The 25829-nt window shown below is 39.8% G+C and carries 26 protein-coding genes and 1 riboswitch; of the genes, 6 read left to right on the top strand and 20 right to left on the bottom strand.

Translation table 11 applies throughout. From position 1 onward, the window contains the following. The 5 genes from ACQKKO_RS02445 to ACQKKO_RS02425 all read right to left on the bottom strand — a co-directional run bounded on the left by ACQKKO_RS02445 (position 1) and on the right by ACQKKO_RS02425 (position 4680). Entirely contained in the window at positions 1 to 972 is a 972-nt protein-coding gene (locus ACQKKO_RS02445) for an aldose 1-epimerase (RefSeq protein WP_498643982.1), read from the bottom strand. 29 nt (positions 973 to 1001) lie between these two features. After that, positions 1002 to 2156, bottom strand: coding sequence for a Gfo/Idh/MocA family protein (locus ACQKKO_RS02440; RefSeq protein ID WP_498643980.1), 1155 nt, complete (start codon positions 2154 to 2156; stop codon positions 1002 to 1004). A gap of 39 nt (positions 2157 to 2195) precedes the next feature. Next, the gene (locus ACQKKO_RS02435) at positions 2196 to 2849 is read right to left on the bottom strand and encodes a ThuA domain-containing protein (RefSeq protein WP_498643978.1); all 654 of its coding nucleotides are present in this window, start codon (positions 2847 to 2849) and stop codon (positions 2196 to 2198) included. A gap of 176 nt (positions 2850 to 3025) precedes the next feature. Continuing rightward, positions 3026 to 3178 (bottom strand): hypothetical protein, encoded by a 153-nt coding sequence (locus ACQKKO_RS02430; RefSeq protein WP_498643976.1) that lies wholly within the window; start codon positions 3176 to 3178, stop codon positions 3026 to 3028. A 629-nt stretch (positions 3179 to 3807) separates the two neighbouring features. Beyond that, positions 3808 to 4680 (bottom strand): HAD family hydrolase, encoded by an 873-nt coding sequence (locus ACQKKO_RS02425; RefSeq protein ID WP_498643974.1) that lies wholly within the window; start codon positions 4678 to 4680, stop codon positions 3808 to 3810. A 213-nt stretch (positions 4681 to 4893) separates the two neighbouring features. Here ACQKKO_RS02425 and ACQKKO_RS02420 point away from each other — a divergent pair, with 213 nt between their 5' ends. After that, positions 4894 to 5058: an aspartyl-phosphate phosphatase Spo0E family protein gene (locus tag ACQKKO_RS02420; RefSeq protein WP_498643972.1), complete on the top strand. Its 165-nt coding sequence runs from the start codon at positions 4894 to 4896 to the stop codon at positions 5056 to 5058. A gap of 70 nt (positions 5059 to 5128) precedes the next feature. Further along, positions 5129 to 5310, top strand: a riboswitch (Lysine riboswitch). Positions 5311 to 5429: 119 nt separating this feature from the next. Next, positions 5430 to 6320: a 4-hydroxy-tetrahydrodipicolinate synthase gene (dapA, locus tag ACQKKO_RS02415; RefSeq protein ID WP_498643970.1), complete on the top strand. Its 891-nt coding sequence runs from the start codon at positions 5430 to 5432 to the stop codon at positions 6318 to 6320. A gap of 71 nt (positions 6321 to 6391) precedes the next feature. Here the strand turns inward: dapA and ACQKKO_RS02410 are convergent, their stop codons facing one another. The 6 genes from ACQKKO_RS02410 to gltB all read right to left on the bottom strand — a co-directional run bounded on the left by ACQKKO_RS02410 (position 6392) and on the right by gltB (position 14998). Then, positions 6392 to 7321 carry a DMT family transporter gene (locus ACQKKO_RS02410; RefSeq protein ID WP_498643968.1) on the bottom strand — a complete coding sequence of 310 codons (930 nt, stop codon included), beginning with the start codon at positions 7319 to 7321 and terminating at the stop codon, positions 6392 to 6394. Positions 7322 to 7353: 32 nt separating this feature from the next. Further along, on the bottom strand, positions 7354 to 7725 hold the full coding sequence (gene kapB, locus ACQKKO_RS02405; RefSeq protein ID WP_498643966.1) for a sporulation phosphorelay system protein KapB: 372 nt from the start codon (positions 7723 to 7725) through the stop codon (positions 7354 to 7356). A gap of 31 nt (positions 7726 to 7756) precedes the next feature. Continuing rightward, positions 7757 to 8026, bottom strand: a complete 270-nt coding sequence (locus tag ACQKKO_RS02400) for a hypothetical protein (RefSeq protein WP_343130420.1) — start codon at positions 8024 to 8026, stop codon at positions 7757 to 7759. 138 nt (positions 8027 to 8164) lie between these two features. After that, entirely contained in the window at positions 8165 to 8803 is a 639-nt protein-coding gene (locus ACQKKO_RS02395) for a YpjP family protein (protein WP_498643964.1), read from the bottom strand. A gap of 42 nt (positions 8804 to 8845) precedes the next feature. Next, on the bottom strand, positions 8846 to 10333 hold the full coding sequence (locus ACQKKO_RS02390) for a glutamate synthase subunit beta (protein WP_498643963.1): 1488 nt from the start codon (positions 10331 to 10333) through the stop codon (positions 8846 to 8848). A gap of 69 nt (positions 10334 to 10402) precedes the next feature. Continuing rightward, on the bottom strand, positions 10403 to 14998 hold the full coding sequence (gene gltB, locus ACQKKO_RS02385) for a glutamate synthase large subunit (protein WP_498643962.1): 4596 nt from the start codon (positions 14996 to 14998) through the stop codon (positions 10403 to 10405). Positions 14999 to 15570: 572 nt separating this feature from the next. On the opposite strand from gltB, the gene ACQKKO_RS02380 reads away from it, so the two are divergent. From ACQKKO_RS02380 to ACQKKO_RS02370, 3 genes are all read left to right on the top strand, one after another. Continuing rightward, positions 15571 to 16584 (top strand): toxic anion resistance protein, encoded by a 1014-nt coding sequence (locus ACQKKO_RS02380; RefSeq protein WP_498643961.1) that lies wholly within the window; start codon positions 15571 to 15573, stop codon positions 16582 to 16584. Positions 16585 to 16625: 41 nt separating this feature from the next. After that, a complete protein-coding gene (locus ACQKKO_RS02375) occupies positions 16626 to 17540 on the top strand; it encodes a hypothetical protein (protein ID WP_498643960.1) in 915 nt (304 codons plus the stop codon). Between the two features lie 144 nt (positions 17541 to 17684). After that, complete coding sequence (locus ACQKKO_RS02370) at positions 17685 to 18683, top strand: DUF2777 family protein (protein WP_498643959.1); 999 nt, start codon at positions 17685 to 17687, stop codon at positions 18681 to 18683. Between the two features lie 24 nt (positions 18684 to 18707). On the opposite strand, the gene ACQKKO_RS02365 is transcribed toward ACQKKO_RS02370, so the two are convergent. From ACQKKO_RS02365 to ACQKKO_RS02350, 4 genes are read right to left on the bottom strand one after another with little or no spacing between them, the layout of a single operon-like run. Continuing rightward, on the bottom strand, positions 18708 to 20183 hold the full coding sequence (locus tag ACQKKO_RS02365) for a PH domain-containing protein (protein WP_498643958.1): 1476 nt from the start codon (positions 20181 to 20183) through the stop codon (positions 18708 to 18710). Further along, complete coding sequence (locus ACQKKO_RS02360) at positions 20176 to 20652, bottom strand: PH domain-containing protein (protein WP_498643957.1); 477 nt, start codon at positions 20650 to 20652, stop codon at positions 20176 to 20178. Before ACQKKO_RS02360 ends, ACQKKO_RS02365 begins: the two co-directional genes overlap by 8 nt. Next, positions 20652 to 20876, bottom strand: a complete 225-nt coding sequence (locus ACQKKO_RS02355) for a hypothetical protein (RefSeq protein ID WP_498643956.1) — start codon at positions 20874 to 20876, stop codon at positions 20652 to 20654. Before ACQKKO_RS02355 ends, ACQKKO_RS02360 begins: the two co-directional genes overlap by 1 nt. 11 nt (positions 20877 to 20887) lie before the next feature. After that, positions 20888 to 22009 (bottom strand): conserved virulence factor C family protein, encoded by a 1122-nt coding sequence (locus ACQKKO_RS02350; RefSeq protein ID WP_498643954.1) that lies wholly within the window; start codon positions 22007 to 22009, stop codon positions 20888 to 20890. A 143-nt stretch (positions 22010 to 22152) separates the two neighbouring features. Here ACQKKO_RS02350 and ACQKKO_RS02345 point away from each other — a divergent pair, with 143 nt between their 5' ends. Then, positions 22153 to 22875, top strand: coding sequence for a metallophosphoesterase family protein (locus ACQKKO_RS02345; protein ID WP_498643952.1), 723 nt, complete (start codon positions 22153 to 22155; stop codon positions 22873 to 22875). A gap of 149 nt (positions 22876 to 23024) precedes the next feature. Here the strand turns inward: ACQKKO_RS02345 and ACQKKO_RS02340 are convergent, their stop codons facing one another. Genes ACQKKO_RS02340 through ACQKKO_RS02320 form a run of 5 tightly spaced genes read right to left on the bottom strand, consistent with a single transcriptional unit; the run spans position 23025 to position 25738 of the window. Then, positions 23025 to 23444, bottom strand: a complete 420-nt coding sequence (locus tag ACQKKO_RS02340) for a TlpA family protein disulfide reductase (protein ID WP_498643950.1) — start codon at positions 23442 to 23444, stop codon at positions 23025 to 23027. Positions 23445 to 23446: 2 nt separating this feature from the next. Beyond that, entirely contained in the window at positions 23447 to 23887 is a 441-nt protein-coding gene (locus tag ACQKKO_RS02335) for a BrxA/BrxB family bacilliredoxin (protein WP_498643948.1), read from the bottom strand. 4 nt (positions 23888 to 23891) lie between these two features. Continuing rightward, a complete protein-coding gene (locus ACQKKO_RS02330; RefSeq protein ID WP_498643946.1) occupies positions 23892 to 24233 on the bottom strand; it encodes a thioredoxin family protein in 342 nt (113 codons plus the stop codon). 28 nt (positions 24234 to 24261) lie between these two features. After that, positions 24262 to 25188 (bottom strand): ribonuclease Z, encoded by a 927-nt coding sequence (gene rnz, locus ACQKKO_RS02325; protein WP_498643944.1) that lies wholly within the window; start codon positions 25186 to 25188, stop codon positions 24262 to 24264. A gap of 25 nt (positions 25189 to 25213) precedes the next feature. Further along, positions 25214 to 25738 (bottom strand): type 1 glutamine amidotransferase domain-containing protein, encoded by a 525-nt coding sequence (locus tag ACQKKO_RS02320; protein WP_498643942.1) that lies wholly within the window; start codon positions 25736 to 25738, stop codon positions 25214 to 25216. Positions 25739 to 25829 lie beyond the last annotated feature (91 nt).

Genomic DNA, 25829 nt, shown 5'->3' with positions numbered 1-25829 from the left:
TCACAAACTCGACACGTCAATCTCTGTTTTTACAACGATCGTTTGATTTGAAGCGAGCGTTTGAACGCCGGTCAGTTCTTTATCTAATGAGAGTTTTGGAGCATTTGTGATCCATGTGTACGGCTCAGGACAAACAAATCCTTTTGTTCCATCCGCATTATAGACCACCCAATGCTTAAATGACTCATCTGCTTTATAGCGAATCCTAATTTGTTCGTGTTCTAATGTCATAACCGCTTGGTTGGATTCCAGCGCTGTTTCTTTTGCTAAAAAGGCATCATCTAATTCAACATGATGTAAAGACATACCCTCTTTAATAGTCGTATGCCCTGTTTGAATCAATTTTTCTGTTGGTAGCAAACGTTCATTAAGCTCCCATTGTTTCTCTGCAGCTAATGAAAAATGACTTGTTTCTTCCGGAAACAGAAAAGTTGTATGATAGCCAATCCCCCACGGGAACTCTTTATCACTTAAATTTGTAATGACCGCATGTTTTTTAAGCGATGCCCCTTCTAACAAATACACCATTTCAATTCGAAACGAATGAGGAAACTGGGCTACTATATCTGGATGGTCTTTGGACTCTATGGATGTAACGAGCTTGGCATAATCTTCTTTTACTTCTGTGTGCGTAACTTTCCAAGGCTTTTGATAGACAAAACCATGAATATGATTGTTCTTATCTGGCTCAGATAAATCAAATGAGTACGTCTGACCATTAAAAGTAAACTCTCCATCGCTTATCCGATTAGGCGGAAACAAAATGGGTACACCAAACTGAACAGGTGCTTGTTCATATTCATGGATTGAGCTTGGCCCCCTTAATAATTCCACCAAGTCGTTATCTTTTTTCCATTTCATTGAGATTGCATTTGATCCCCATTCTGGCACAACCGTAAGTTCTAATTGACTTGTTTGTAATGTCATCGCTTGAACGCCTAGATACGTAGTTTCTATAATTGATGCGGTCAAAAAGGTCACCTCTATCTATTTAAATAAAATTATGCTCTTGGAATCTCTATCCACTGTTTCGTATCCGCCGATTGCTCAATCGCTTGCAGAATAAGTTGATTTTGATACCCATCATGAAAATCTGGTTTGGCCTGCCTCTTATTTAAGATCGCTTCACAAAACTCATAAAGCAAATGAATAAATGTATGCTCATAGCCAATAATATGACCCGCCGGCCAATAAGCTCCAGCATAAGGATGTACTTCCTCTGTACAACTTACAGTTCTGAATCCTTGCATTCCCTCTTGATCATCTGTTAAATAGATTTCTAGATTATTCATCTGTTCCATATCCCACCGAATAGATCCTTTTTCTCCATTAATCTCAATTGTGTTTCGATTACGATTACCTGTAGCAAAACGACTCGCTTCAAACGTTCCAAATGTTCCCGAGTGAAACCGAACCATAAAGGCTACCGCATCATCAACAGTCACTTCTCCCATTTCCTTGCTACTGGCCGAAGCACTTAAACCCCCTGACATCTCACCTAGTGGTCGTTCTTTTATAAACGTTTGCGACATCGCTACGACCTCATCCATTTCACCAACTAAATATCTACCTAGATCAATGCTGTGTGCCGCAATGTCTCCTAAAGCACCAGAGCCTGATACCTCTTTTTTCAAACGCCAGATGAGCGGAAAACCAGGGTCTATAATAAAGTCTTGTAAATAGCGAGCACGGAAGTGAAAAATCTTACCGAGCTTCCCATCTTCAATGAGCTTTTTAGTATATTGTATAGCAGGAACAAAACGATAGTTGTGACAAACCATATGAATGACATTATGTTTCTCCACGGCGTCCTTCATTTTTTTTGCCTCTTCTACAGTTAAAGCAAGCGGTTTCTCCGTGATAATGTGTTTACCCGCTTCTGCCGCTGCAATCGCAATCTCTGCATGGGTATGGTTTGGAGTCACGATATCAATGACATCAATATCATCTCTTTTAATTAACTCACGCCAGTCCGATTCAACAGATTCCCATCCCATTCGATCAGCTGCTTCTTTGACTGCTTTTCTATTTCGTCCGCACAGGGCCTTAAGTACAGGTTTTGCTTTAGACTGAAAGAAAAAAGGGATATCACGGTAGGCGTGACTATGCGCTTTCCCCATAAATTGATATCCAATCATTCCGATTCTAATATCCATTCATTGTTCTCCTCTCTCCATTTAGTTCTTCAGGAATACTTAGGATCTTGCTGCCCATTTCATTCCTTTGCGCATTAAACTTATAATCTCAGGTTGTCTTACAACCTCAGCAACGTGCCCTAAGGAACAATAATAAACGTTCCCTTTTCCCCACTTTTTCGACCAAACAACAGGCATTGACACTGGACCATTTACGGCATAAGGCCCGTCTGCTATTGGAAATTGAGTTGAGGCATGGACCTTCACAGCAGGATCAACGTGCATATAATATTGTTCACTTATCACTTCAAAATCGTCTATTCCTTCCGTTAACTCATGGTTGGAATCATGAATATGAACCGTGTATGTCACGCCATCATTACCTGGATGCGCAACCCATTGTCCCCCGACCATAAATTGATAATCCGTTTCTTTTCTAAATGAATCTCCCATCCCACCATGTAAACCAGCAAGTCCTGTTCCAGCTTCTACTGCTTCCATTAATAGTTTAAGCTGCTCTTTACTAATTTCTCCTTGAGTCCAATTCGGAACAATTAAATCAAATTGGTTAAGATCTTCTTTCTCCAGAACAGTTAGTGTTTCACTAACCGTTACCAAAAAACCTTCTTCCTCGAGAATGCCTTTTAGAATGGTTGCAACCTCTGCTGGCTCATGACCTTCCCAGCCTCCTTGAAAAATGCATGCTTTCTTCATTCAACTCACCTCATTTATCATTTATCTTATACAATATGTTAGCGTTTTCAATTCTATCCTACGTGAAACGAATCTATATAGCAATAAAAGACCTCTCCAAACTTAAAAATAGCGAACATCCTAAATGATAAGGAGTTCGCTATTTAGATGAAGATTGTCATTGATTTAATACTGTGTCATGTCTGATGAATCCCGATCTCTTTCTCCAGTTTCTCAATATATTCTTCGTAAATCTCAATAAAGGCTTCCGCTTTATATTCGCGTTGATCTCGCTTCATTAATGCAATTTTCTTTTGATACTCTTCAATACTCGGTACGTGTTCAGCCATAATCTTTTTCTCCTTTACACATGTTTGTCTATATGTAACCGTTTTAGCTATTTATTAAACCTAAATTCTATACAATATGGTATGTGAAATTAATATAGAAGACATAAAGAGGCCCGGCTCACAATGGCCGGGCAGATTTGAATTCTTCATTTAATCAGTGCGTTGAAGAATAGAATGTTCGTGTTTCTCTTCAATCAAAACCGAATCTACTATACATATATTTCGATATTGGATCAAGTCACACTCTTGATCCCTTTTCATCTTTAAAAGTTGGGTTATGCTTTTTAAGCTATACTTGACTGTGCATTCTACATGAGTTTAGAAACACCGTCACTATTTAAGATCCAGTTTTCCTTCCAAACAATGAAAGCCCTGCCTCTCTTTCATCCTTGCGGCTCCGAAGACCGCGCCAGCTGAATGTAAGACGCCTAATGTTCTGGAAGATTTCAAACCGTTACTCTTTATACTACCATAAGACTTCGCCAGATACAAGATGTATCTATGTATAATCATGCTTACATTCATTAGATACCCCTATCATTCCTCATGTAAACAATTGAATCATATACATGATCGTAGCTAGAAAAAAACAGACACTCCTTATTGGGAAATGCCTGCTTCATTCATCATTATGCTTTTTTAATATCTGCGTACGTATAAATAGCGCTAGCCACGCCGTGTTCATCATTTGTTTCCGTTTGATACGTACATAATTGCTTTACTTCATAAGCTGCATTACCCATGGCTACTGGGTATCCAGCCACTTTCATCATTGAAAGATCATTTAAATTATCGCCTAACGCCATAACTGACTCCATCGGAATTCCCGCTTGCTTTGCATACGCTTGTAAGGCAATTCCTTTCTGTGCATCAATCGCATTGATTTCAAGGTTTCCTCTTGCGGATGCAGTAACCGCTAAGTACGGATTCTCTTTTAACTGTTCTTCCACTTGGTCTAAAATAACTAGGTTTGTTGAAAAAGCTAATAATTTTAAAATGGCGTCAGAAGAATTGGTCAGAACGCTCTCAAATTGATCAACAAACGATATTGAACCATTCTGAATCCGTTTGTTTGCCATTCGTTGCATTTCAATTTGAGTGCCTACAGCTCCCTTAATTGTTTCCATCAGCTGCACAATGACATCTAGCGCTTGTTCTTTACTTTCGCTATAAGTGCCTGACTGTAAATATAATTCAAAGTAGATGGCATGTTCACGAAGAAGCTTCATTGCACTAACGGCTTCTTCAAATGGTAGCGGCTTTACATCAGCTACATTCCCTGATGCATCCCACGTTTCTGCGCCATTAATACTAATAATTGGACATGTTAAACCTGCCTCATCCAACGGCTCTTGTGCTTCCTCCTTACTTCTACCGGTAGCCACAATGACTTCAATTCCTTTTTCTTGTGCCGCTTTAATCGCTTTAATATTTTCTGGTGATACCTTTTTTTGGTCATTTAATAATGTTCCATCCATATCAGTTGCTATTAATTGAATCATGTCATCCTCCTTGTCTCACTTTCCCTATCTTATCTCTCTTGGAAGGTAAGTTCAAATATCAGACAAATGACCATGTCGAAACATAACTTTTTCTAGGGACTTCTGACATTCTTCGTAGAATCCCTTCCACTGTTGGGAAAATTGGGTATACTAGTTTTGAGGTAATAACAATTCAATTTTGCTCCTATTCTTTACGTTAGTTGAGGTGAATATATGAAGTATCAAGAAATTGAATGGAAACGTCGACAAATGTTTTTATTAGCTGAAAAGTATGGTATGACATCAGAACGAACGATACGATGTAGCCAGGAGTTAGATCTACTCTTAAATGATATTCAGCATCGACTTTCACCAAATGGTCCCCCTTCTGTCCGCTGAAAATGTTTGCATTCAGGGCTTCTATTTGGTATGGTGAACTTAATAAAATAAATCTTTACTTCAATCTTGAAGTGAGGGTAGAGGTGCAAAAACCATTAGTAATTTTGTGGAGGAGAATGGGCTCTGTGGAAACAAAATGAAAGGGGAATTTGCCGAAGCGTCAGGTCACTCATGACCTCTTCGCTGGGTCTGTATTTAATAGATACAGAACTGTCATATGGTTATTAGACTATATGGGGGGCTATCGTTAAATTGGTATGGGTTTACGTATCACCATGCAGCAATGAGTCCCTGTCATTGTTGTTTTTTTGTGATTTTTAGATTCTGCCCACTAGTATAGTCAACACAACACAGAATCGAGGGTGATTAGGATGAATTTTGGAAGAGTAATAACAGCTATGATTACACCGTTCAACGAGTTTGGACAAGTTGACGTTGAAGCAACCGAACGTTTAATAGAGCATTTGATCGAGAATGGTTCAGATGCACTTGTTGTTGGTGGTACTACTGGAGAATCTCCAACTTTAACAACCGAAGAAAAGAAACTTGTTTTCAAAACAGCTGTCCAAGCTGTGAACGGACGAGTTCCAGTTATAGCAGGCACTGGGTCAAATAACACACAAGCCTCAATTGATTTAACTAGCGAAGCAGCTGCAATTGGTTTAGATGCCGTGATGCTTGTAGCACCTTATTATAATCGACCAAGTCAAGAAGGACTGTATCAGCACTTCAAAGCTATCGCTGAGTCAACCAGCCTTCCAGTCATGCTTTATAATGTACCTGGACGTTCAGCCATCACGATTGATGTAGATACAACACTTAGACTTGTACAAGTTCCTAATATTGTTTCAATGAAGGAAGCAAGCGAAGACTTAGATGCTATGGCTTTATTAATTGATCAAGCGCCAGTTGGATTTACTGTCTATAGCGGAGATGATAGTTTAACACTTCCTGTTCTTGCAATTGGTGGTGCAGGAGTTGTTTCAGTCGCTTCACATATTTTTGGAAAAGAAATGCAACAAATGGCTACTTTATTCGAGAACGGCAAAGTACAAGCTGCTGCAAGAATGCATCGTCAGCTTCTTCCTGGAATGAAAGCTTTATTTGCAGCTCCAAACCCAGTACCAGTTAAAGCAGCGCTTGAGATGTATCATATTAAAACGGGCTCTGTACGCCTCCCTCTACTGCCTCTTACAGCAGAACAAGAGCAGTCGCTGCGTGACACTCTTGAACCTATCTGGAGTGCAACGATCGTAAGCTAAAGACCATCTAACGATAACTAAAAAGGGACGAAGAACTGTAATCAGTTCTTCGTCCCTTTTTTATATGAAACCTAAAGACTTTTTGTTTGCCTCTTCTCTTTTGCCGAATACTTTAATTGTTCTACGTATCCTGTACCAAATAACACACCTGCTACGATTAACACAAACCCCCACCACTGATACCATACGATGGTTTCATTTAAGATAATCGCTGAACAAACTACACCGAAAAACGGAACAAAGTTTAAAAAGATTGCGCTTTTACTAGCTCCAATTCGACTAATAGATACGTTGAATAGCAATTGACCTGCTGCCGTTGAGCAAATGGCTGAGAAGAAAAAGATAGCATATAAAGTTGGGGTACCCATAGTCATACGTTCAAAACCACTCGGTTCAGTTGTAAAGCTACATATAACTAGAATAAAGGCTCCGATTAACAGTGTAAACGTAGTGACTTGCAGGGCATTTAACGTTTCTGAAGCCTTTCGAATAAAGAGAAAACTTACGGCTTGTACAAGAACAGCAATCAATATATACACAGATCCAGTCCCAAACTGCCCAATTCCACCTTGAACAAACAACACTCCTAAAAAGGCTAGACCAATTCCAAGAAACGTTCCTTTTGTAAATGATTCTTTTAAAAAAAGAATACTACAAATAGCTGTAGCGACGGGTACAAGTCCTAGAAGTAAAACAGCGGTAGAAGCTTGAACACTTTGAAGCCCATATGCTAAAAATAAATGGTGTGCAAAAACACCTAATCCGCCACCAGCTAGCACATAGCACCACTCGATCCGACTTAGCCTCTTTGCCTTCTTCATCAGAATAAGCGCCAATAACAGAACTAAACCGGCTGTACCTATTCGGAATGCTGTCATGGTCACAGGCGTAAATGATGTGACGAGAATTTTCAAACAAACAATGTTCACGCCCCATAATAGAGTGGCGACCATGACCAGCACATAATGTAATAAGAGTCCTTGCTTTACTGTTTCTTTCATCCATTTTCCTCACTTAAAAAAACGAGTCGCTTTTAAGAAAAGCGGTACTCGTTTCGTAATTCGATTAAATTTTGTTGACTCATTTTTGCCCAATCCGAACCGTCTTCTTCTAACTGCTCGTATTGTGTTTTCCACGCCTGTTCTAATGAATCAAGATATGCAGGACATTCTTCTTCATAAGGACGTAAAGTAGAAAGTGAAACCCATGTTTTTTCGAACTCCGCTAGTGCTTTTCGTTCATGAAACAAAGGGACATCAACTTGTTTTGGGTTGTGCAAGTCCCCTTGTGTAGGGTGCTTTAAAACGGCTCGTACTTTAATTAATGCTCTTCGATTAGACTCGTCCGTTTCTAATCGTTCACACACATATTTTCCTGTTTTGTAAACCGCACGCTCAAATGACATCGATCTCTCTCCTCTCCATTAATCTATAACATTAAAGTCCTGGAATAAGCCAAGTAAAGAGATTCCAAAGAGCATTTGTCAGAGGAACCAAATTCGATTCCGTAAATTCACTTAAATTAGATGTACTTGAAAACGTATCAATAATGACAAGAATAAACGTTCCTAGTAATACAATAATCGTAATTGATAAGATTGTAGCAAGCAGCAGTACATAACCTAATACGATACGGATTAACCACTTTAACCATATTGGTTTTGGACGCTTGGCATGCTTTTCTTCTTTTGTTGCTTTCGCTTCCACATAAACCCCTCCATCACACGTCTCTTTCTATCGTACCAAAACGGATAGGGAAAAAACATTGTTTTTTTTGTCTAATCCATGAACAGAATAAACCGTTTCCCGTGATCAACAATTAATCACAGGAAACGGTTTTTGTTATTATGCTTTCCATAACGGAGGGACATCTTTTCCCCAATAGATCGAAGCAAGTGGATAATGATGCTCATAATTATCCGCTGCTACATGATAATGAAAATTAAACCAATGTCCCTGTTTAGGTGGCTGATCTCGTCTGACATGAAAGCGAATAAGGTCTTCGCCCGTCTTTAACGAGAAAACATGAACAATCTTCTCCCCGCGGCCCGAGGAAGGATGATTTGTCACTTGAAGCTGCTCTTGCTCTTCAACTGATAAAGATGCCATACGTTGCGACAAGGCTTCTTCAAATGAATGTAAGACAGTCCCTTCGAATAGCGGACTGATTCGACCTTCTATGGTTGAACCAAACTTAAGATAACTCTGCTGTTTAGCTTGTTCAGTAAATTGTTTAGCCAGGTACTTAGCATGTTCCTCATCCCGATGGATATAATCGTGCACATCAGACGGGAAGACTGAATGAAACAGACTATAGTCTTGCTCGCTAATTTTGTAGACAAATGATTTTGCAGCCTGTGGATCGGAATCACTTTTCTCAGATGAAAAAAGAGGAAGTGTGTGAGACGTTTGTTCATAATCTGAGAGTCCAAAAGTCATTAATGCAGACGCTACGAGAAAAAATTGCTTCATCCATCCCAGCACAACTGTTCCTCCTTCCGATTCATTCGAGTGATGGTATGACGTTTATGGAAGGTTAGAAGAACCCATTAGGTACCGATCACATTCCCTAGCCGCTTCTCTTCCTTCATGTATTGCCCATACAACAAGACTCTGCCCACGACGGTTGTCCCCAGCTGCAAAGACTCCTTTTTTACTTGTTTCATAATTGCCGTATGCTGCATCAATATTAGATTGTTTTGTTGTTTTTAGTTTCATAGATTGAATAATTTCTTCTTCTGGTCCAGTAAAACCAACAGCTAATAAGATCAAATCAGCTTTCCATACTTTTTCAGTGCCTTCGATTGGATGACGCGTTTTCACACCATTTTCGTCAATCGTTGTCGTAACTGAAATCGTGTGTAATGCTGTCACATGACCGTTCTCGTCACCTTCAAATTTCGTTGTATTAACTTGGTACGCACGTGGATCCTCACCATAAACGGCTTTTGCTTCTTTATGTGCATCTTCACTCTGATGGACGATTGGAAACATCGGCCACTGATTGTCGTCTGCTCGTACGTCAGACTTCATCTTATTAATATCAAATTGTGTAATCGACTTAGCGCCATGTCGAACAGACGTTGTAATACAGTCTGCTCCTGTATCGCCACCACCAATTACAATGACATGCTTGTCTTTAGCTGAAATATAATTGCCATCTTCAAGATTTGAGTTTAATAGACTTTTAGTATTACTTGTTAAAAAGTCCATCGCATATTCAATTCCTTTGAATTGACGACCTTCAATCCCTACATTTCTTGGTTTTGTCGCACCTGTACAAAGAATCGTGGCATCAAACTGCTGTTCCATTTCCTTTGTTGTAACGTCTTTTCCAATTTCAATATTTGTTTTAAATTCAATACCTTCTTTACGAAGAATATCTACGCGGCGCTCTACAATATGGTTTGCTAGTTTAACATCCGGAATCCCGTACGTTAATAAGCCCCCAATTCTGTCCTCGCGCTCAAAAACAGTCACCAGGTGGCCCGCTTTATTTAATTGTGCCGCAGCCGCAAGTCCTGCAGGACCTGAACCAACAACAGCTACTCGTTTACCTGTTCGTTTTGCAGGTGGTTCTGGAATAATCCATCCTTCGTTAAACCCTTTTTCAACAATACTAAACTCAATATTTTTAATTGTAACAGCTTCATCGCTAATTGCAACCGTACAGGAACCTTCGCACGGAGCTGGACAAACTCTTCCCGTGAACTCAGGAAAATTATTTGTTTTATGCAGGCGTGTGAGCGCCTCTTTCCATTTCCCACGATAAACAAGATCATTCCATTCTGGAATTAAGTTGTACACCGGACAGCCGATTTCACCAGAGCCCACCATAGAGGTACCCGCTTGGCAAAATGGAATTCCACAATCCATACATCTCGACGCTTGTTCTTGAAGAACGGGATCAGGCGTTAAAATGGTGAACTCTCTCCAATTTTTAGTGCGTTGAAAAGGATCTTTTTTTGTCGGATTCTCTCTTTTATATTCTATAAAACCTGTTGGCTTCCCCATCGCTCTCAACTCCAAATCCCAATAAGTATCACGTATTTAACAAAATGGGACGCATACGCGCCCCTTTGCTTATTTTCCACCTACTCTAGACTTATCACTTTTATTTTCTTCAAAGGCTACCATAATTGCTTCGTTTTCAGGCACACCGTCTTGTTTTACACGGTCAATCGCTGCAAGCATACGTTTATAATCTTTTGGAATGACTTTAACAAACTTCGTTATAAACTCTTCCCAATCATCTAACACGCGCTTCGCTTGATAACTTCCTGTCAAGCGCACATGCTCTTCAAGCAGCTGCTTAAGCTCATGTTGATCTTCTTTTTGATCAACATCTTCAAGTAGGACCATTTCTTGATTACAACGACTATGGAACGTGCCATTTTCATTTAAAACATAAGCGACTCCACCTGACATACCAGCCGCAAAGTTTCGTCCAAATGAACCAATGTTCACAACGACTCCACCAGTCATGTATTCAAGTCCATGATCTCCTACACCTTCAACGACAATTTTCGCACCAGAATTACGCACGGCAAACCGTTCTCCAGCGATTCCTCTAACATAAGCCTCTCCTGAAGTCGCACCATAAAAGGATGTATTTCCGACAATGATGCTGTTCTCAGCAACGTACGTACTTTCCTTAGGTGGGAAAATGGCTAACTTACCGCCGGAAAGACCTTTACCCGTATAATCATTGGCATCTCCCTCAAGTGAAATGGTTACGCCAGAAGGAAGAAATGCACCAAGACTCTGTCCGGCAGAACCCTTCAGATCAATCTGTATCGTATCAGTTGGAAGTCCTGCTTTACCATATTTCTCAGTAATCTTAGATCCAAGAATTGTACCAACCACTCGATCTACATTTCGTACATTTGCAGATAAGCGAACGGATTTCCCTTCGTTTATAGCTGGCAAACTTGGCTCAAGAAGCTCACGCATATCAAGAGATAGTTCTAGCTGATGATCTTGTTCTTTTGTTTTAAAGTTTTTCTTATGGTTAGCTGGATCTGGCTGATACAATAGCGTGGAAAGATCAAGGTTACGAACCTTTTTGTTTTGAACGTTCTCTCTCACTTTCAATAAATCAGCACGTCCAATTAAATCATCTAATTTAGTGATTCCTAGTTCAGCCATAATTTCGCGCATTTCTTCAGCAATGTAACGCATAAACGTTTCTACATGCTCAGGTTGCCCCATATATTTTTTGCGTAACTCAGGGTTTTGCGTAGCAATTCCCACAGGACAGGTATCTAAGTGACAAACACGCATCACAATACAGCCAAGAACAACTAGAGGTGCTGTTGAAAATGCATATTCCTCCGCACCAAGTAACGCGGCAACAACGACATCTTTTCCAGTCATTAACTTACCATCTGTTTCAATCGTCACCCGATCGCGTAAGTTGTTTAATACAAGAGTTTGATGGGTTTCGGCAAGACCCATTTCCCAAGGCAAACCAGTATGCTTTAAGCTTGTTCTAGCTGCAGCACCGGTTCCTCCGTCGTAACCACTGATAATGATTCCATCTGCCCGGCCTTTTGCAACACCGGCTGCGATGGTACCAACTCCTGTACCTGCAACAAGTTTGACACTTACCTTCGCATTTGGATTCGCATTTTTAAGGTCATGAATCAACTCTGCTAAATCCTCAATCGAATAAATATCATGATGTGGTGGTGGTGAAATTAATCCCACACCTGGCGTTGATCCACGAACTTCAGCAACCCATGGGTAAACTTTGTTACCAGGTAACTGGCCGCCTTCGCCTGGCTTCGCTCCTTGAGCCACTTTGATTTGAATCTCATCTGCATTTACAAGATAGTGACTTGTTACGCCAAAGCGTCCAGATGCTACTTGTTTAATCGAGCTTCTTCTCAAATCTCCGTTCTCATCAGGCGTAAAACGGCTCGGGTCTTCCCCGCCTTCTCCCGTATTACTTTTACCACCCAAGTGGTTCATCGCAATAGCAAGTGTCTCATGCGCTTCAGCTGAGATAGATCCAAATGACATCGCACCGGTTCTAAATCGTTTAACAATGTCTTCCACCGGTTCAACTGCATGAACAGGAATTGGCTGATCGGATTTCTTAAATGTAAAGAGTCCTCTTAACGTTGTTTGCTGTTCTGTTTGCTCATTTATAGATGCAGAATACTTTTTAAAGAGATCATATTTCTCATTTCGACAAGCGTTTTGAAGCATATGGATGGAATGTGGATTGTATTGATGTGGTTCTCCATTTCGTCTCCATTGCAGATCGTCACCAGGCTCAAGTGTGTCTTCTTTACCAGCGGATGTTGCAAATGCCAAGTTGTGACGAACTAATACTTCCTCTGCGATCAAATCAAGTGTTACTCCACCAATTCTTGATGTTGTCCAAGTAAAATACTTGTCAATTACTTCATTTGAAATACCAACTGCTTCGAAAATTTGTGCGCCTCTATAACTTTGGATGGTAGAGATCCCCATTTTCGAAAGCACTTTCATCACCGCTTTTGAAGCCGTTTTGATGTATCGATTAACAGCTTCCACGTAGGAGACAGAATCCATTAATTGATCATGAATCATTTCATCTATTGAATCAAAAACCAAATACGGGTTAATTGCTTCTGCACCATAACCGAGTAGTACAGCGTGATGATGAACTTCACGAGGCTCTCCAGATTCAAGCAGAATGCTTACTTCTGTACGTGTTCCTTTTCGAATGAGTTCATGATGTAAGCCTGCAACAGCTAATAAAGCTGGAATCGCTGCTTTAGATTCATCTAATCCTCGGTCACTAAGAATCAGTAACGTATGACCTTCTTGAATGGCTTCAGCTGCTTGATCAAACAAGCCTTGCATCGCTCTATCTAATGTGCCAGGCGTTTGACTAGCTTCAAATAAAATAGGTAGAACCTTAGACTTAAAGCCTTCTAACTTATTGTCTCTTAGCTTTGCTAATTCTTCATTATTTATAATTGGCATCGGTAGATGAATGTGACGAGCGCTTTGTGCGTTCGGTTCAATTAAGTTACCTTCTGCTCCAATTGTTGTTCCAAGTGCAGTAACAATTTCTTCACGAATGGCATCAATTGGTGGATTTGTTACTTGTGCAAACAATTGTTTAAAGTAGCTATATAACAATTGAGGTTTTTGTGATAATACCGCCAGCGGAGAATCATATCCCATTGAACTGACTGGATCGACTGCATCTCTTGCCATTGGCAGAATAACCTTCGAAAGTTCTTCATACGTATAACCAAAAGCTTGTTGTCTTACTCTAGCTTTTGCAAAGTCAGTTTGATGAACCTCAGAAGACTCAAGCATGTCTTCAAGCTGAATATAGTTATCTCTAATCCACTCTTCATAAGGATGTTCATTGATCATCTGCTCTTTGATTTCTTCGTCTGGAATGATTTTTCCAAGCTCTGTATCTACAAGAAGCATTTGACCTGGGTGAAGACGTTCCTTATATAAAACATTCTCTGGAGCAATATCCACAACGCCGACTTCGGATGAAAGAATAATCATGTCATCTTTTGTTACATAATAACGCGACGGACGAAGACCATTACGGTCTAAGCTGGCCCCAATTTGACGACCGTCAGTAAATACGATCGAAGTAGGTCCATCCCAAGGCTCCATAAGCGTACTATGATACTGGTAAAACGCTTTTTTCTTTTCACTCATCTCAGAATTGTTCTGCCAAGGCTCTGGAATCATCATCATGGCGGAATGAGCAAGCGTTCGCCCAGATAACGACAAAAATTCAAGTGCATTATCAAACATTGATGAATCACTACCGTTTTTGTCAATAATCGGTTTTAATTTATCAAATGAATCACCGAATAGATTAGATGCGAACTTCGCTTCACGAGCATGCATCCAATTTACATTTCCACGAACGGTGTTAATTTCACCATTGTGAATCATATAACGATTTGGATGGGCTCGTTCCCAGCTAGGAAATGTATTTGTACTAAAACGTGAATGCACAAGAGCAATCGCTGATTCAAATAAAGGATCGTTAATATCCAGATAGAATTGACCGACTTGCTCCGTTGTCAGCATTCCCTTGTAAACAATGGTTCTACTAGAAAGACTAGCAAAATAGAACGATTCGTCACTCGTTACGAGTGTTATCAGTTCATTTTCAGCTCGTTTTCTTAGCGTATATAACTTGCGCTCAAACTCAAGTTCAGTTTGTATATGTTGAGGCTTTTTAATAAATACTTGTTGAATGGAGGGCATTGATAATCTGGCTGCATTCCCAAGCATTTTATAATTAGTTGGTACGTTTCTCCAACCAATGATCTCAAGAGATTCTTCAATAGCAATCTCATTCACACGTGATACACAGATGCCTCTTTTCTTTTTATCTTGAGGCAGAAATAGCATACCTACGCCATACTCGCCAGCTTCAGGAAGTTGCATGTCCATCGTTTCGCTAATACTTTCAAAAAAACGATGTGGGATTTGAAGTAAGATACCTGCTCCATCTCCTGTATTAACCTCATCACCCTGACCACCGCGATGTTCAAGATTTCGGAGCACATGTAGTGCATCCATAATGATCTGATGAGACTTTTTCCCTTTCATGTGCGCCAAAAAGCCAATGCCACAATTATCATGTTCAAATTGTGGATCATAAAGCCCTTGTTTCTTCGGATATCCTGCATTCCGCATAGGCACCCACCTCTCTCCAAAAAGTAATGTCATCAACTCTCCCCGTTTAACTTCGAGTTAATATACAAGTATCCTATCATTTTTCTGACATTTCGGCAAACTCACAATTTAATTATAGCACTTATCATTCGTGCTACAATTATAGGTTTCTTTCAATTGTTTCTTTTCTGATAAACAAAAAACCAATTATGAAACTGCATATTTATATACAAAAACGGATTTTCATTCATTGGTATTCATTGTTCTTTTACAGTAGACAGATGTCTTAATACGAACAATTATCGATATTATATAAAAATCATTCATATTCTACAAGATTTTTATTTTTCAATTAGCCCATCTACTCTTCTCTATTAAGTTAGAGAATATTTTATCAAATATATTCTCGTTCGTGTAGTGATATCCCTTAATAAATATGAAGAAAGCATTCTCCGTCTGCAGAATGATTGTAAAGCAAGAACGATTGCTTCATAATAAAAGCAAAGAGATGGCGGTATTTGAAACATTTTGCGTTTCCATTCGTATCACTAATAAACCATTAGAACTGTATCTTAAATTAGGGGGATTTATAAATGAGTGACAACGGGTCTAACTCCGTTCCAAGCGAAGTTATAAAAAAATATAAACAAGATGAAGATCTTGATAGCTTACTTCAATCCTTACAATCATTAGGTGAAGAGGAACAACGTGAAGCAGGAGAATCATTAGAAGCTTTAAAGCGACCTGTTCGTGAAATGATGGGAGATCATTCAAATGCTCTCCCAAATCAACTACATGAGCTTAGAGAAATGGTCTCAATGCTTGAGCCTGATCATTTAAAAGATGGGCAATTAAAAAAATGGATGGATAAAGTACTAAGAAGAAATCCAGTTGAGCAGTATGCAAAAAAGTATCAAACCGTTGAATCCCAGGTTGATCATATTATTGAGGGACTTCTGACTGGAAAAGATAAGCTTGAAGAAGATAATGTCATGCTTGTTCAATTAAAGGGAATTGCCAAAGAGCGAATTGAGAAACTTAACATTCAAATTCAGCATGGTAAAGAACTACATGAACTCTTAGAAGGAGAAATGGTTTCTGAAGAGTGGAAGGACAATCCAAATGAACTTAAAAAAGGCCAGGTGAAAATCACTACGCGAGTCAAGAACATGTCTCAGGCTGTCATGGTCCTTCAACAATCGCTCGCATCCGTTGATTTAATTATTGAAAACAACGAAAAGCTAGAAGAAGCCATCTTTAATGCAATCACGATGACAAAAAATATTATTACCGTGACAGCTTCCATTCAGCTAGCATTAAACAATCAGCAAAAAGTAATTAAGGCCGTTCGAAATGTAAATGAAGCAACGGAATCCATGCTTTTATCCAATGCTGCTTTATTAAAGCAAAATACTGAACAAACGCTTAAAACACTTGAAGAACCAGCTATAGCCCTGGAAGCCTTTCGTAAAGCCTATCAAGATGTGTTTGATGCCATTGAACTAACAGAGCAATCAAATGAACGAATCGTCACATCCGGAAAGCAGTTTATTGAGGAAATGGAAGAACTTAATACAGAAATGAAAACAAAACTGATTGGCAAGTAATGACACTATCGCACTTAGCCATGGCTTAAGGAGGAATAACCGTGCTTAAATCGATTCAAGACTCTGCGTTTATGCGTTTTTTCACGCCCTCGCACAAAAAAACAATAGACGCTCACCTGCTAAGTGATGATACGACATCTCGAGTCATTGCCGATACGGAACGTTTTCTTTCAAAATTGGTTGATAAAGCAGATGGCCGAAATCAAAAACGAAACTTACGTCGCAAACAGAAAGAATGGACGATCAAGCTTCGTATCCAATATAAGTTCATTAAGCTACAGATTAATGACTCAAAGTATTCAAGCTCACCTGTTCATAAGCGGGTAACGATCACCGTTCACAGGAAGTATATTAAAGCAGAAAATGGTGTGGCAGCCATAAAAGAAGCCAAAATTTATTTTTTGAAAGACGGTAGGTCCCATGTTCGTAGTTTAAAAGATTCCCCTCAATTTAGAGGTGTCTTTTATCAATTATTCCGATTGGATCATGCTTATGTCCACGGTGGCAAACAAGTGAAAACATCTCTTGAATTGCTATCTAATCAAGAAAAACAATTAAGCGCATCCTATACAGATGATATCCGATTACTTGTTGAAGAAGGAAAACGGTATGTTGAGACAGTTAAACAATTTTCCATTGATGGTCTGATTGAAAATCGGTTAATTCGAATTATCCAGCATACCCAAAAGCTTCAAGATGATTTTCACTTCTTAGATTTTGAAGAACGACATACTGTAAGAAGAATGCTGCGCGAGGACATTCCGAAATTACTCAATATGTATTTAAGTCTTTCACTAAAGCACCAGCTAGAACAAAAAGAAAATGTGTTTGTTTCTCTGTCTAAAATGGAATTGACTTTAATTACGTATACACAGTCTCTTGAGAAAGTTCGTCTTGAGCATATGAATCATTTAATTCGGCTTCAATCAAAACGATATGGAACGCCAAAAAATTAATGAAAAAACACGATTGATCCATTATGGCTTTATCGTGTTTTTTCTGTTCTCCCTTGCGAATTTGGCCTGCAGTTGTCATAATAGATTATACTTAGAAACGGAAAAAAACGTACGTATTAACGTGTTGAAAAGGTGAGGGTGGCCATGGATCGAATACAGGCACACAAAGCAGTAGGAAAAACAGTTATCGTGGACGAAGGGTCAGATGGAAGATATATTGGTGAATTACTTGATGTCATTACCGAACCGAAACGACCTTGGAGGGGCGAAGTTCGAATTGATTCAGTTTTGTCACTACCAGAAAGCATGTTTAGTGAAGGTCAAATTAATGTTAATAAAATGAAATACAAAGAGTCTCAAGTGACCGTTATACCAGGTTCTAAAATTGAGCTAGCTCCTTCAAGTTTAGAACAAGAAACGTTTTCGCAATCCATCGCTTCAGGACTGCGTTCATTGTATCAACAGCTTAAACAGAATCTGAACGGCAAAGAACAATTGCTACTTACTCTTGAGCAATATATGAATAAACTAAAACCTATGAAGCAACGGGCTGATCGAAGTCAGAAGCCTGCAGAAGCTCCGTCTGAATCATTAGCAAAATACACACTTCAGTCAAACGAATCGTCCTTTTATTTTGTGAATGATCATGGGGAAATTTTGCCCCTATCAGGATCAACGTTTGAATTCACTTGGAATCACCACTCCTCTTGGTATAAAGGAACCTATGAGTCTAACGGAATCTTTGTGAGTCATGAGGGTCAGCGTTTCACAGCTAAAGAAGGCGACATTTTTTATATGGATGAACAACAATTTAATCCATTTTACATCTGGAAGCACGAGCTAGAACCAGCGGCTTTGCAAGCATTTAAACATAGTTTATCTTCATTCAACATGTCTGAGGATGAGTTAGTTCATTGTCACAATGCCCTTCTCCATCAATTACTTGGTAGCCAAGATACCACTTCATTTAAAGGGGTTAGTTTTCTAACATTCACTGCTCCTGAGCAATATGTTCTTGTTCAGCACCATTTTGAACGGACTTTGTTCAAAGACAAAGAAGATGAAATCTATGATCGCTTTGAATTTACTACAGACGCTGGTAAACGCTCCGTTGTGTTTTACTCTAATGCATTCTCTAAATAAATGACTACACAAAAAAGGATGAGCCTAGTGCTCATCCTTTTTCATTGACTGCGAATACCATGCAAGAAGCTGATTGGCTTGTTTATCGGTCATATTTCCTAAATGAAAGGATTTTCCCGACAAACTGGATTGGACCGTCATCTTAAATGTAGAAAGCCCTTGAAGCTTTTGTATCACAGACACTCGCTTCTCAGCTGATTGCACTTTCCACCTAGGTGCAATGACTTCGATTAAACTGATTTCTCGATACCGTAACCACATATAATTAGCACGAGCACCTGATCCACCTGCCTTATATTCGAGCCAAGCAAATGGTATGGTTACGCCTAATAAAAGAAGTCCGAACAATCCGTACGGAAAGAAAAAATATGAAACGATTCCAGTGACTACAACCGGTATGATGATCGCTTGAATCATCAACTTCCAAAGTGCGCGAATAGGAAGAGGATGATATTCTCGTTCAAATGAATACTCTGGTAAAATATCGGCCAAAACATCTTTAAGATCAGTTACTTTGAGCAAAGGGATCAGAAGTGTAGATGCCTGTTCATCTTTTGATCCCCCACCTGCGCTTTCAACATAGACAGAAACAAATCCAAGCGGCTGACGCAGGAGGTTTCGAACAAGTCGAACACTTGTAATCCGGTTGACTTGTAACGTTAATTGACGCCTCTCAAGCAATCCTCTTGTGATAACAAGCTCCGTTCCATAGTGTTCGATTTGAAACCCACCGTACTTTAAAATCGTAATCACACTGGATATTGCCCATGAAACAAGTAACCCTAAAAAAACAATACCTGTAATCGCTAAAATCGATGAAAGCCCTACACTTGTCACAAATCCAAATGATTGATCTAACCATACATCAGGAATGAATTGATAAAATTGGGTAAACAAGGCACCAACTGCTGAAAATATTAACCCGACCCCACTGGATGTCAAGGCTGCTGCAATAAGCCGTTCTGTCCCCAACTTCCAAGTAAGCGTTGGACCTTCATCTACACTCGCATCCTCTTCCAATACGTCAGAATCTTCAAGCTCATCGTTCGTCTTAGAGCGGCTAGTCTCTTTTCCTAACAATTCTTTGCGGATTGCTTCTGCTTCTTCTTTTGTAATGGCACTTAAGTGTGCCTCAGCTACAGATGATCCCCCAGCCGTTTCAATATCTACACCAACCATTCCAAATAGTCGTTGTAGAACTCCTGCCTTCACATCGATACTTTGAACGCGTTGCCGTTGGATATAACGCTTCTTTTTTACAAAAATCCCTTTTTGAACATAAAGTTCTCCGTTTTCTAATTTGTAATAGAACGTGATCCAACTTAAAAGAGAGCTAACTACTGCAAATGCTAAAATAGCAATCCAGACATATTTTAAGAATGGGTTCGAATTTGCAAACCCGATAACAACTGTTCCGATGATCGGTAAGATGGAGCTTTTAACTGCAGCTAGTAATGAAATAAGCATGGCAGAAGGATGAAGTCTCTTTAAGTTATTCATCAATTGCCACCGCCGCTAACCGCGCAATTTGATCACGCAATTGATCGGCTTCTTCAATTGGTAGTACCGGGATGCGATGCGTTGTAGCTGCGGTTTGGATTTCAACGGAAGCCATTTTGTATCGTCTTAATATCGGTCCCTGTTCTGTTTCGACATGCTGAATTCGGGTCATTGGCACGAGTGTACGCCTGACGATGAGCACTCCTTGGACAATGTCTATTTCTTGTTCAAGCACTTGATAACGAAATCGTCTCCATTGAATAGGGGGCCAAATAAAGATAAAGGCAATACAGTAAAGTACTAATACGACAATAAGGACAGTTAGTATCCAAACTGGCCAATCCATATATTGCAGGACCACCCCATAAATGATTGGCAAAAGAACGAAAATGAACCCTTCCAAGCTACGTTGAATTCGCCATATGGTGATAGACTGTTTTGAAAGTCGCTGTGTGGGTTCATCCCGCATTATTCTTCTTCCTCTTCATCATCTGTTACGTAAATTAATTCAACTCCTTGTTCCTTTAACCAAGTAAGAAGCAACTGATTTAATTCCTGATCATATAACAGTCCAATGGATTCTACTAATTCAACTTCTTTTAAATGACCAGATTTAGCATCTTCCATCATTTCAATTAAATCTTTCATTTGTTTTTCTTCAAATTCCTTTAATAGCTGCTCTTCTGTAGACATATCTATTCCTCCTATTGATTACGCGCTTCCGTCATTTGCTTCCATACAGATCCTTTAGCTTCTTCTCCGCCTTCAATACGCTCTAATGCCATTTTAGCTTGAAGGGCGACCTCAAATTCGGGATCAGATTCTGCTTCTTTTAGAGCAACAATGGCTGTTTCATTCCCTTCTTCATATAAAAACATCGCGGCTCTCCAACGAACAAGCTTACTTTTATCTTTAAGAGACTCAATCATTGCCGGAGTAGCTGCCGGATCACCCAAATCAGATACACAGTCTCCTGCTGTTCGTCTCACTGTAATGGATGGATCGTTTAATGCTTCAACTAAATAAGGCAGGATTTCTTCCTCTTCTAGCATGCCAATGTAAACGACTGCTAATCTGCGTATTGAAGCTTTTTCATCTCGCAACGCTTTTTCAAGAACCGGCAGATCAGATGGCTTCGGGTCCATTTGGTCGAGTGCAGCATAGCGTTCACGCCAGTCTTCTGCATCCAGCATTTCAAGAGTCACCTTGTAACGGTCTATAAATGCTGCTGACTCAGATTCATTAGTTGTTGTCGCTTGTTTAACAAGTGCCTCAAGACGTTTTTCTGTATAGGCCGCAGACACCTCATCTGCTACGTCTGTCGCAATCGTTTGTAATTCACCGTAACGAACACCATGATCCTGCCATTTTCGTTCCATAACGACATTATCCTCAGGTTTTTGAGCTGCAGCTATAGCCTGTGCAAACCGATCAGGTAAGCCTTGTCTTATTTCTTGTTCTCCATCCGTTAATTTTATTTGCATTGGAATCCCTTTAAATAATTGAAGCTGAACGGTTACCTCGCCAAACCCATCAAGTGAAGCTTGTTGTTCTGAGTCAGGTTGTCCCTCTTCTCCAAATAAACCACGTACTTTAGGTAAAATTGTTTTCCAATCTACCTTTGGATGACGATCAATGGCTAAGAAATCTGCAACATGATAAACAGACTTCACACCCTCTAATTCAAACATCGCTTTAATGACCTCAGGCGCATCCTCGTAATTCGACTTGTTGTATGTATTCTTTGACCCACCTTTTAAATGCTCACTAACAATAAGCTTCATTGTATTTGGACTAGGTGTTGGTTCGATTGAAATAATTTTCATGATTGCTTCCTCCTTCTACACGCTTTACAGCCTGATTTTAACATATTTTTATGTGATGGAACAATGAAGCCCCTCAGGCGACAGGTTTGTACACGCTTTTTTTTGGAAACTCTGTTACACTATAAAAAAAAGGAGGTAATATGATGAGACTTGCTTTTTTATCAGATATTCATGGAAACGCGACCGCACTCGAGGCCGTTTTAAATGAATTAAATCAACAGGAAATTGACAAAATTTACATACTGGGTGATCTTTGCTTTAGAGGTCCAGAGCCCAAACGCGTACTTGAATTAATCCAGGGGTTAAGCAATGCAGAAGTCATTAAAGGCAATGCTGATGAATGGTTAACAGATGGATTCCGTGATGGTGACTTCCCCGAAGAAGCCAAAGAACTTTTAAACGAAGAACGGAATTGGACGTTACAACGACTGTCTGAAGAAGATCTTACGTATCTAAAGGATCTTCCTACAGAGCTTGTTTTGGATGAACTGGATTCTATCATTCATGCATTTCATGCTACGCCTACTAGTTTATATGATGTTGTTAACGTTGATGACACGGAAGCGATCGAAAATAAGATCATGCAAAAAGACGAAGCGGATATTTATATCTATGGACACACTCATATCCCATATGTACGTTCATTACACGGGAAGAGTGTCGTAAACACAGGTAGTGTAGGTCTACCATTTGATGGTCATCCACTTGCCTCCTACCTTGTTGTAGATGTTGAGGAAGGCAGACACCGTTTTCACTTAAATCGAGTTCCTTATAACCGAGAGCATGTAGTTGAACTGTATCGCCAGAGTGCGTACCCTAACTTAAAACAGCTTGGAACGGTTATCTTTTACGGCGTGCGTCCATAATCTAGCTAGCTAGATAAACCTAAAAGGCTGAGTTGTAAGAAAGAGATTGGCCTTATATGAAACCGGATAAGAATATAAAAACGGCAAATGATTCTGTTATAGAATCATTTGCCGTTTTAAATGCATTCTCCGTTTTACGAAATTCATCCCTATGCAAGCAAGGAAGCAAGTGCATTTGTTACATCCTGGAACGTAGCTTGTTCGCCTAAACTAGCGACAATTTGACCGCTGGCATCAATAAATACTGTAGTTGGTACTCCCGCGCATTCGAATTGATCATACACCTTCCGACCATCATCAAGCAAAACTGGGAACGAGTATCCCTGCTCTTTCACAAAGTCTCCTACGTTCTCAATTCGTTCTCTCTGAGTCACATTTATCATAAGCATTTCAAGTGTAGAATGATCCATTGCTTGATAAAGTCTTTGCTTAAGGGCAAGGTCGACTCTAGAATCCGGACACCAGCTTGTCCAGAACGTCAGCATAACGGCTTTTCCCAAGTAAGTAGATAGTGAATACTCTTCATTTGTTAACGCATGCTCAAGTGAAAAGGTTGGAGCTTGCTTCATGATTAAGCCTCTTGACAATGCTCATTGTAAGCAAGTGCTAAATTACGAATAATCGATTCAGGCTCCTGACCTTCGATTTGTTCTCTAGGAATGAAGTGAACAAGTTCTTTTCCTTTTAGCAAAGCCATAGACGGAGAAGAAGGTGGAACGTCTGTTAGATACGAGCGCATTTTTGCAGTCGCTTCTCGGTCCTGACCAGCAAACACTGTAACTAAGTGATCAGGTGTGTGATCGTGTAAAAGCGATGTGACAGCAGATGGACGCGCTAGTCCTGCCGCACAACCACAAACAGAGTTAATGACAACAAGTGTCGTTCCTTCAGCTTGCTCCATATATGATTCAACATCCTCATCTGATAAAAGCTCCTTGAATCCATTCTCTGTTAGTTCTTTTCTCATTGGTATAACGACTTGTCTCATATATTCATCATAATGCATGGACATGCTGTCACTCTCCTTTAATCTTAATCTGTTTAGTTGTTGAAATATAAGGCTGAAGCATTTTATAGACATCCGCAATGGATGGGAATGAATATTGCCTCTTAACCCCAAGTCCCTTTTGAAAAACAAGCAAACATGGAACGCTTTTAATTTGCCATGTTTGCGCAAATGTTGGATATTGGTTGATATTAAGTTGGTCAATCGTAAGCGTTCCATATGATTCTTCAAGAATTTGAAGCATATTTGAAACGTACTTACATGTTCCGCATAAAGGAGTATGAATGAACACAATAACGTCTTCCTTGTTCTCTATGCGGCTAGTCATTTCATCTAAACTACGTTCAATCATTCTTACTCCTCCTACAAGCTTGCAATCCTCACCTGTGGAATCTTTCTAAGTGAAAAATGGCCAAATCGGTCGCAATCCATGTTTGCTTAAAACTTGCCACCGCTTCTTCTGTAAATGCATCTTCCTCATTTAAATAACGAGAACTAATATGCGTTAGGATCAGTTGCTTTACTTTTGCTTCAGTCGCCACTTTCGCTGCATCTTGTATTGTTGAATGACCAAATTCATGAGCATTCTCCTCTAACCCACTTCTAAACGTAGCTTCGTGGATTAACACATCTGCATTGGCTGCAAACTTTACCATCCCATCTGTTGGTTGGGTATCACCTGCAATGACAACAACCCTGCCTCTACGTGTAGGTCCAATAAATTCTGCGCCATTAATTGTGCGACCATCATCTAGAATGACCGTTTGTCCAAGCTTAATTTTCTGATAGATCGGACCTGGGGGAATGTGTAGCGCTTGTAATTTCCCTGCGTCCAATTCCCCTGCCTTGTCTTTCTCCTCAATCCGATAACCAAAGCTCTCAATCGTATGCTTTAATTCACAAACAGTAACCGTTGCAAAACCTGCATCAATGGTTTGACCATCATAGATTTCAATAATTTCTAGATCATACCTGAGATACGTACCTGAAATCGTTAAAGCCGCCTTGATAAATGATTCAAGACCAGCAGGACCATAAACAGTTAAAGGACTTGTCGCCCCTTGAAAAGATCTAGTACCAAGAAAACCTGGTAAGCCGTATATATGATCTCCATGTAAATGAGTGATAAAAACGCGATCAATTTTCGAGGGGGAGATCGCTGACTTCATCATTTGATGCTGTGTCGCCTCTCCACAATCAATTAACCATTGAACGCCTCTTTCCTGCAAAAAACGAATCGCCAAACTGCTAACATTTCGTTGAAGTGAGGGAACCCCTGCTCCGGTGCCAAGAAAATGAAACTCCATGATTCGTATTCTCCACTTTCATTCATTAATTTTGTGCAACATAATCGGCAAATGCTTTACCATAAGCCGGTAAATCTGGTGGACGACGACTTGAAATCAGATGGCCATCAACAACCACAGCCTCGTCTATCCAGGTTGCACCTGCATTTTCCATATCATCTTTAATACCAGGTGTACTTGTTACCTTTTTATTCTTTAATATACCGGCAGAAATAAGAACCCAACCTGCATGACAGATTTGACCAATAGCTTTTTGATCCTGATCCATTTCGCGAACGATCTGAAGTAATTTAGGGAATCGTCTTAGCTTATCTGGCGCCCATCCTCCTGGAACAAGTATAGCATCGTAATCGGCTGCCTCCACTTGGTCGTACGAGAACTTAGTTGTTGCTGGAACACCGTATTTTCCTGTATACGTATGATTTGCTTTTTCTCCAACTAAATCAACAGTAGCTCCCTCTTCTTGCATACGCAAAATGGGATACCATAGTTCCAAGTCTTCAAATTCTTCATCTACAACTGCTACTATCTTTTTCGTTTCTAAACGCATCCTACCAAACTCCTTTGTTGCTGTTTCCTATCAGTATAGCATGTGTCAAGTTTAACCCCAAATGAAGGCTCTTACTAACAAAAAAAACAGC

It is taken from the genome of Alkalihalobacillus sp. NPDC127517, from assembly GCF_050276055.1.
Classification (GTDB): domain Bacteria; phylum Bacillota; class Bacilli; order Bacillales; family Bacillaceae_D; genus Alkalicoccobacillus.
Note: the sequence above shows the minus strand (reverse complement) of the source record. Positions and strands in the feature narration are given on the sequence as shown.

Excerpts from the sequence above, each read along its gene's own strand:
- kapB (WP_498643966.1), bottom strand. The coding sequence starts at position 7,725 with ATGTCATTTGAGCGTGCGGTTTACAAAACAGGAAAATATGTGTGTGAA.
- ACQKKO_RS02340 (WP_498643950.1), bottom strand. The coding sequence starts at position 23,444 with ATGAAGCAAGCTCCAACCTTTTCACTTGAGCATGCGTTAACAAATGAA.
- ACQKKO_RS02350 (WP_498643954.1), bottom strand. The coding sequence starts at position 22,009 with ATGAAAATTATTTCAATCGAACCAACACCTAGTCCAAATACAATGAAG.
- dapA (WP_498643970.1), top strand. The coding sequence starts at position 5,430 with ATGAATTTTGGAAGAGTAATAACAGCTATGATTACACCGTTCAACGAG.
- ACQKKO_RS02320 (WP_498643942.1), bottom strand. The coding sequence starts at position 25,738 with ATGCGTTTAGAAACGAAAAAGATAGTAGCAGTTGTAGATGAAGAATTT.
- ACQKKO_RS02360 (WP_498643957.1), bottom strand. The coding sequence starts at position 20,652 with ATGCGGGATGAACCCACACAGCGACTTTCAAAACAGTCTATCACCATA.
- ACQKKO_RS02370 (WP_498643959.1), top strand. The coding sequence starts at position 17,685 with ATGGATCGAATACAGGCACACAAAGCAGTAGGAAAAACAGTTATCGTG.
- ACQKKO_RS02410 (WP_498643968.1), bottom strand. The coding sequence starts at position 7,321 with ATGAAAGAAACAGTAAAGCAAGGACTCTTATTACATTATGTGCTGGTC.
- ACQKKO_RS02440 (WP_498643980.1), bottom strand. The coding sequence starts at position 2,156 with ATGGATATTAGAATCGGAATGATTGGATATCAATTTATGGGGAAAGCG.
- ACQKKO_RS02345 (WP_498643952.1), top strand. The coding sequence starts at position 22,153 with ATGAGACTTGCTTTTTTATCAGATATTCATGGAAACGCGACCGCACTC.
- ACQKKO_RS02390 (WP_498643963.1), bottom strand. The coding sequence starts at position 10,333 with ATGGGGAAGCCAACAGGTTTTATAGAATATAAAAGAGAGAATCCGACA.
- ACQKKO_RS02355 (WP_498643956.1), bottom strand. The coding sequence starts at position 20,876 with ATGTCTACAGAAGAGCAGCTATTAAAGGAATTTGAAGAAAAACAAATG.
- rnz (WP_498643944.1), bottom strand. The coding sequence starts at position 25,188 with ATGGAGTTTCATTTTCTTGGCACCGGAGCAGGGGTTCCCTCACTTCAA.
- ACQKKO_RS02380 (WP_498643961.1), top strand. The coding sequence starts at position 15,571 with ATGAGTGACAACGGGTCTAACTCCGTTCCAAGCGAAGTTATAAAAAAA.
- ACQKKO_RS02430 (WP_498643976.1), bottom strand. The coding sequence starts at position 3,178 with ATGGCTGAACACGTACCGAGTATTGAAGAGTATCAAAAGAAAATTGCA.
- ACQKKO_RS02365 (WP_498643958.1), bottom strand. The coding sequence starts at position 20,183 with ATGAATAACTTAAAGAGACTTCATCCTTCTGCCATGCTTATTTCATTA.
- ACQKKO_RS02330 (WP_498643946.1), bottom strand. The coding sequence starts at position 24,233 with ATGATTGAACGTAGTTTAGATGAAATGACTAGCCGCATAGAGAACAAG.
- ACQKKO_RS02435 (WP_498643978.1), bottom strand. The coding sequence starts at position 2,849 with ATGAAGAAAGCATGCATTTTTCAAGGAGGCTGGGAAGGTCATGAGCCA.
- ACQKKO_RS02335 (WP_498643948.1), bottom strand. The coding sequence starts at position 23,887 with ATGTCCATGCATTATGATGAATATATGAGACAAGTCGTTATACCAATG.
- ACQKKO_RS02425 (WP_498643974.1), bottom strand. The coding sequence starts at position 4,680 with ATGATTCAATTAATAGCAACTGATATGGATGGAACATTATTAAATGAC.
- gltB (WP_498643962.1), bottom strand. The coding sequence starts at position 14,998 with ATGCGGAATGCAGGATATCCGAAGAAACAAGGGCTTTATGATCCACAA.
- ACQKKO_RS02420 (WP_498643972.1), top strand. The coding sequence starts at position 4,894 with ATGAAGTATCAAGAAATTGAATGGAAACGTCGACAAATGTTTTTATTA.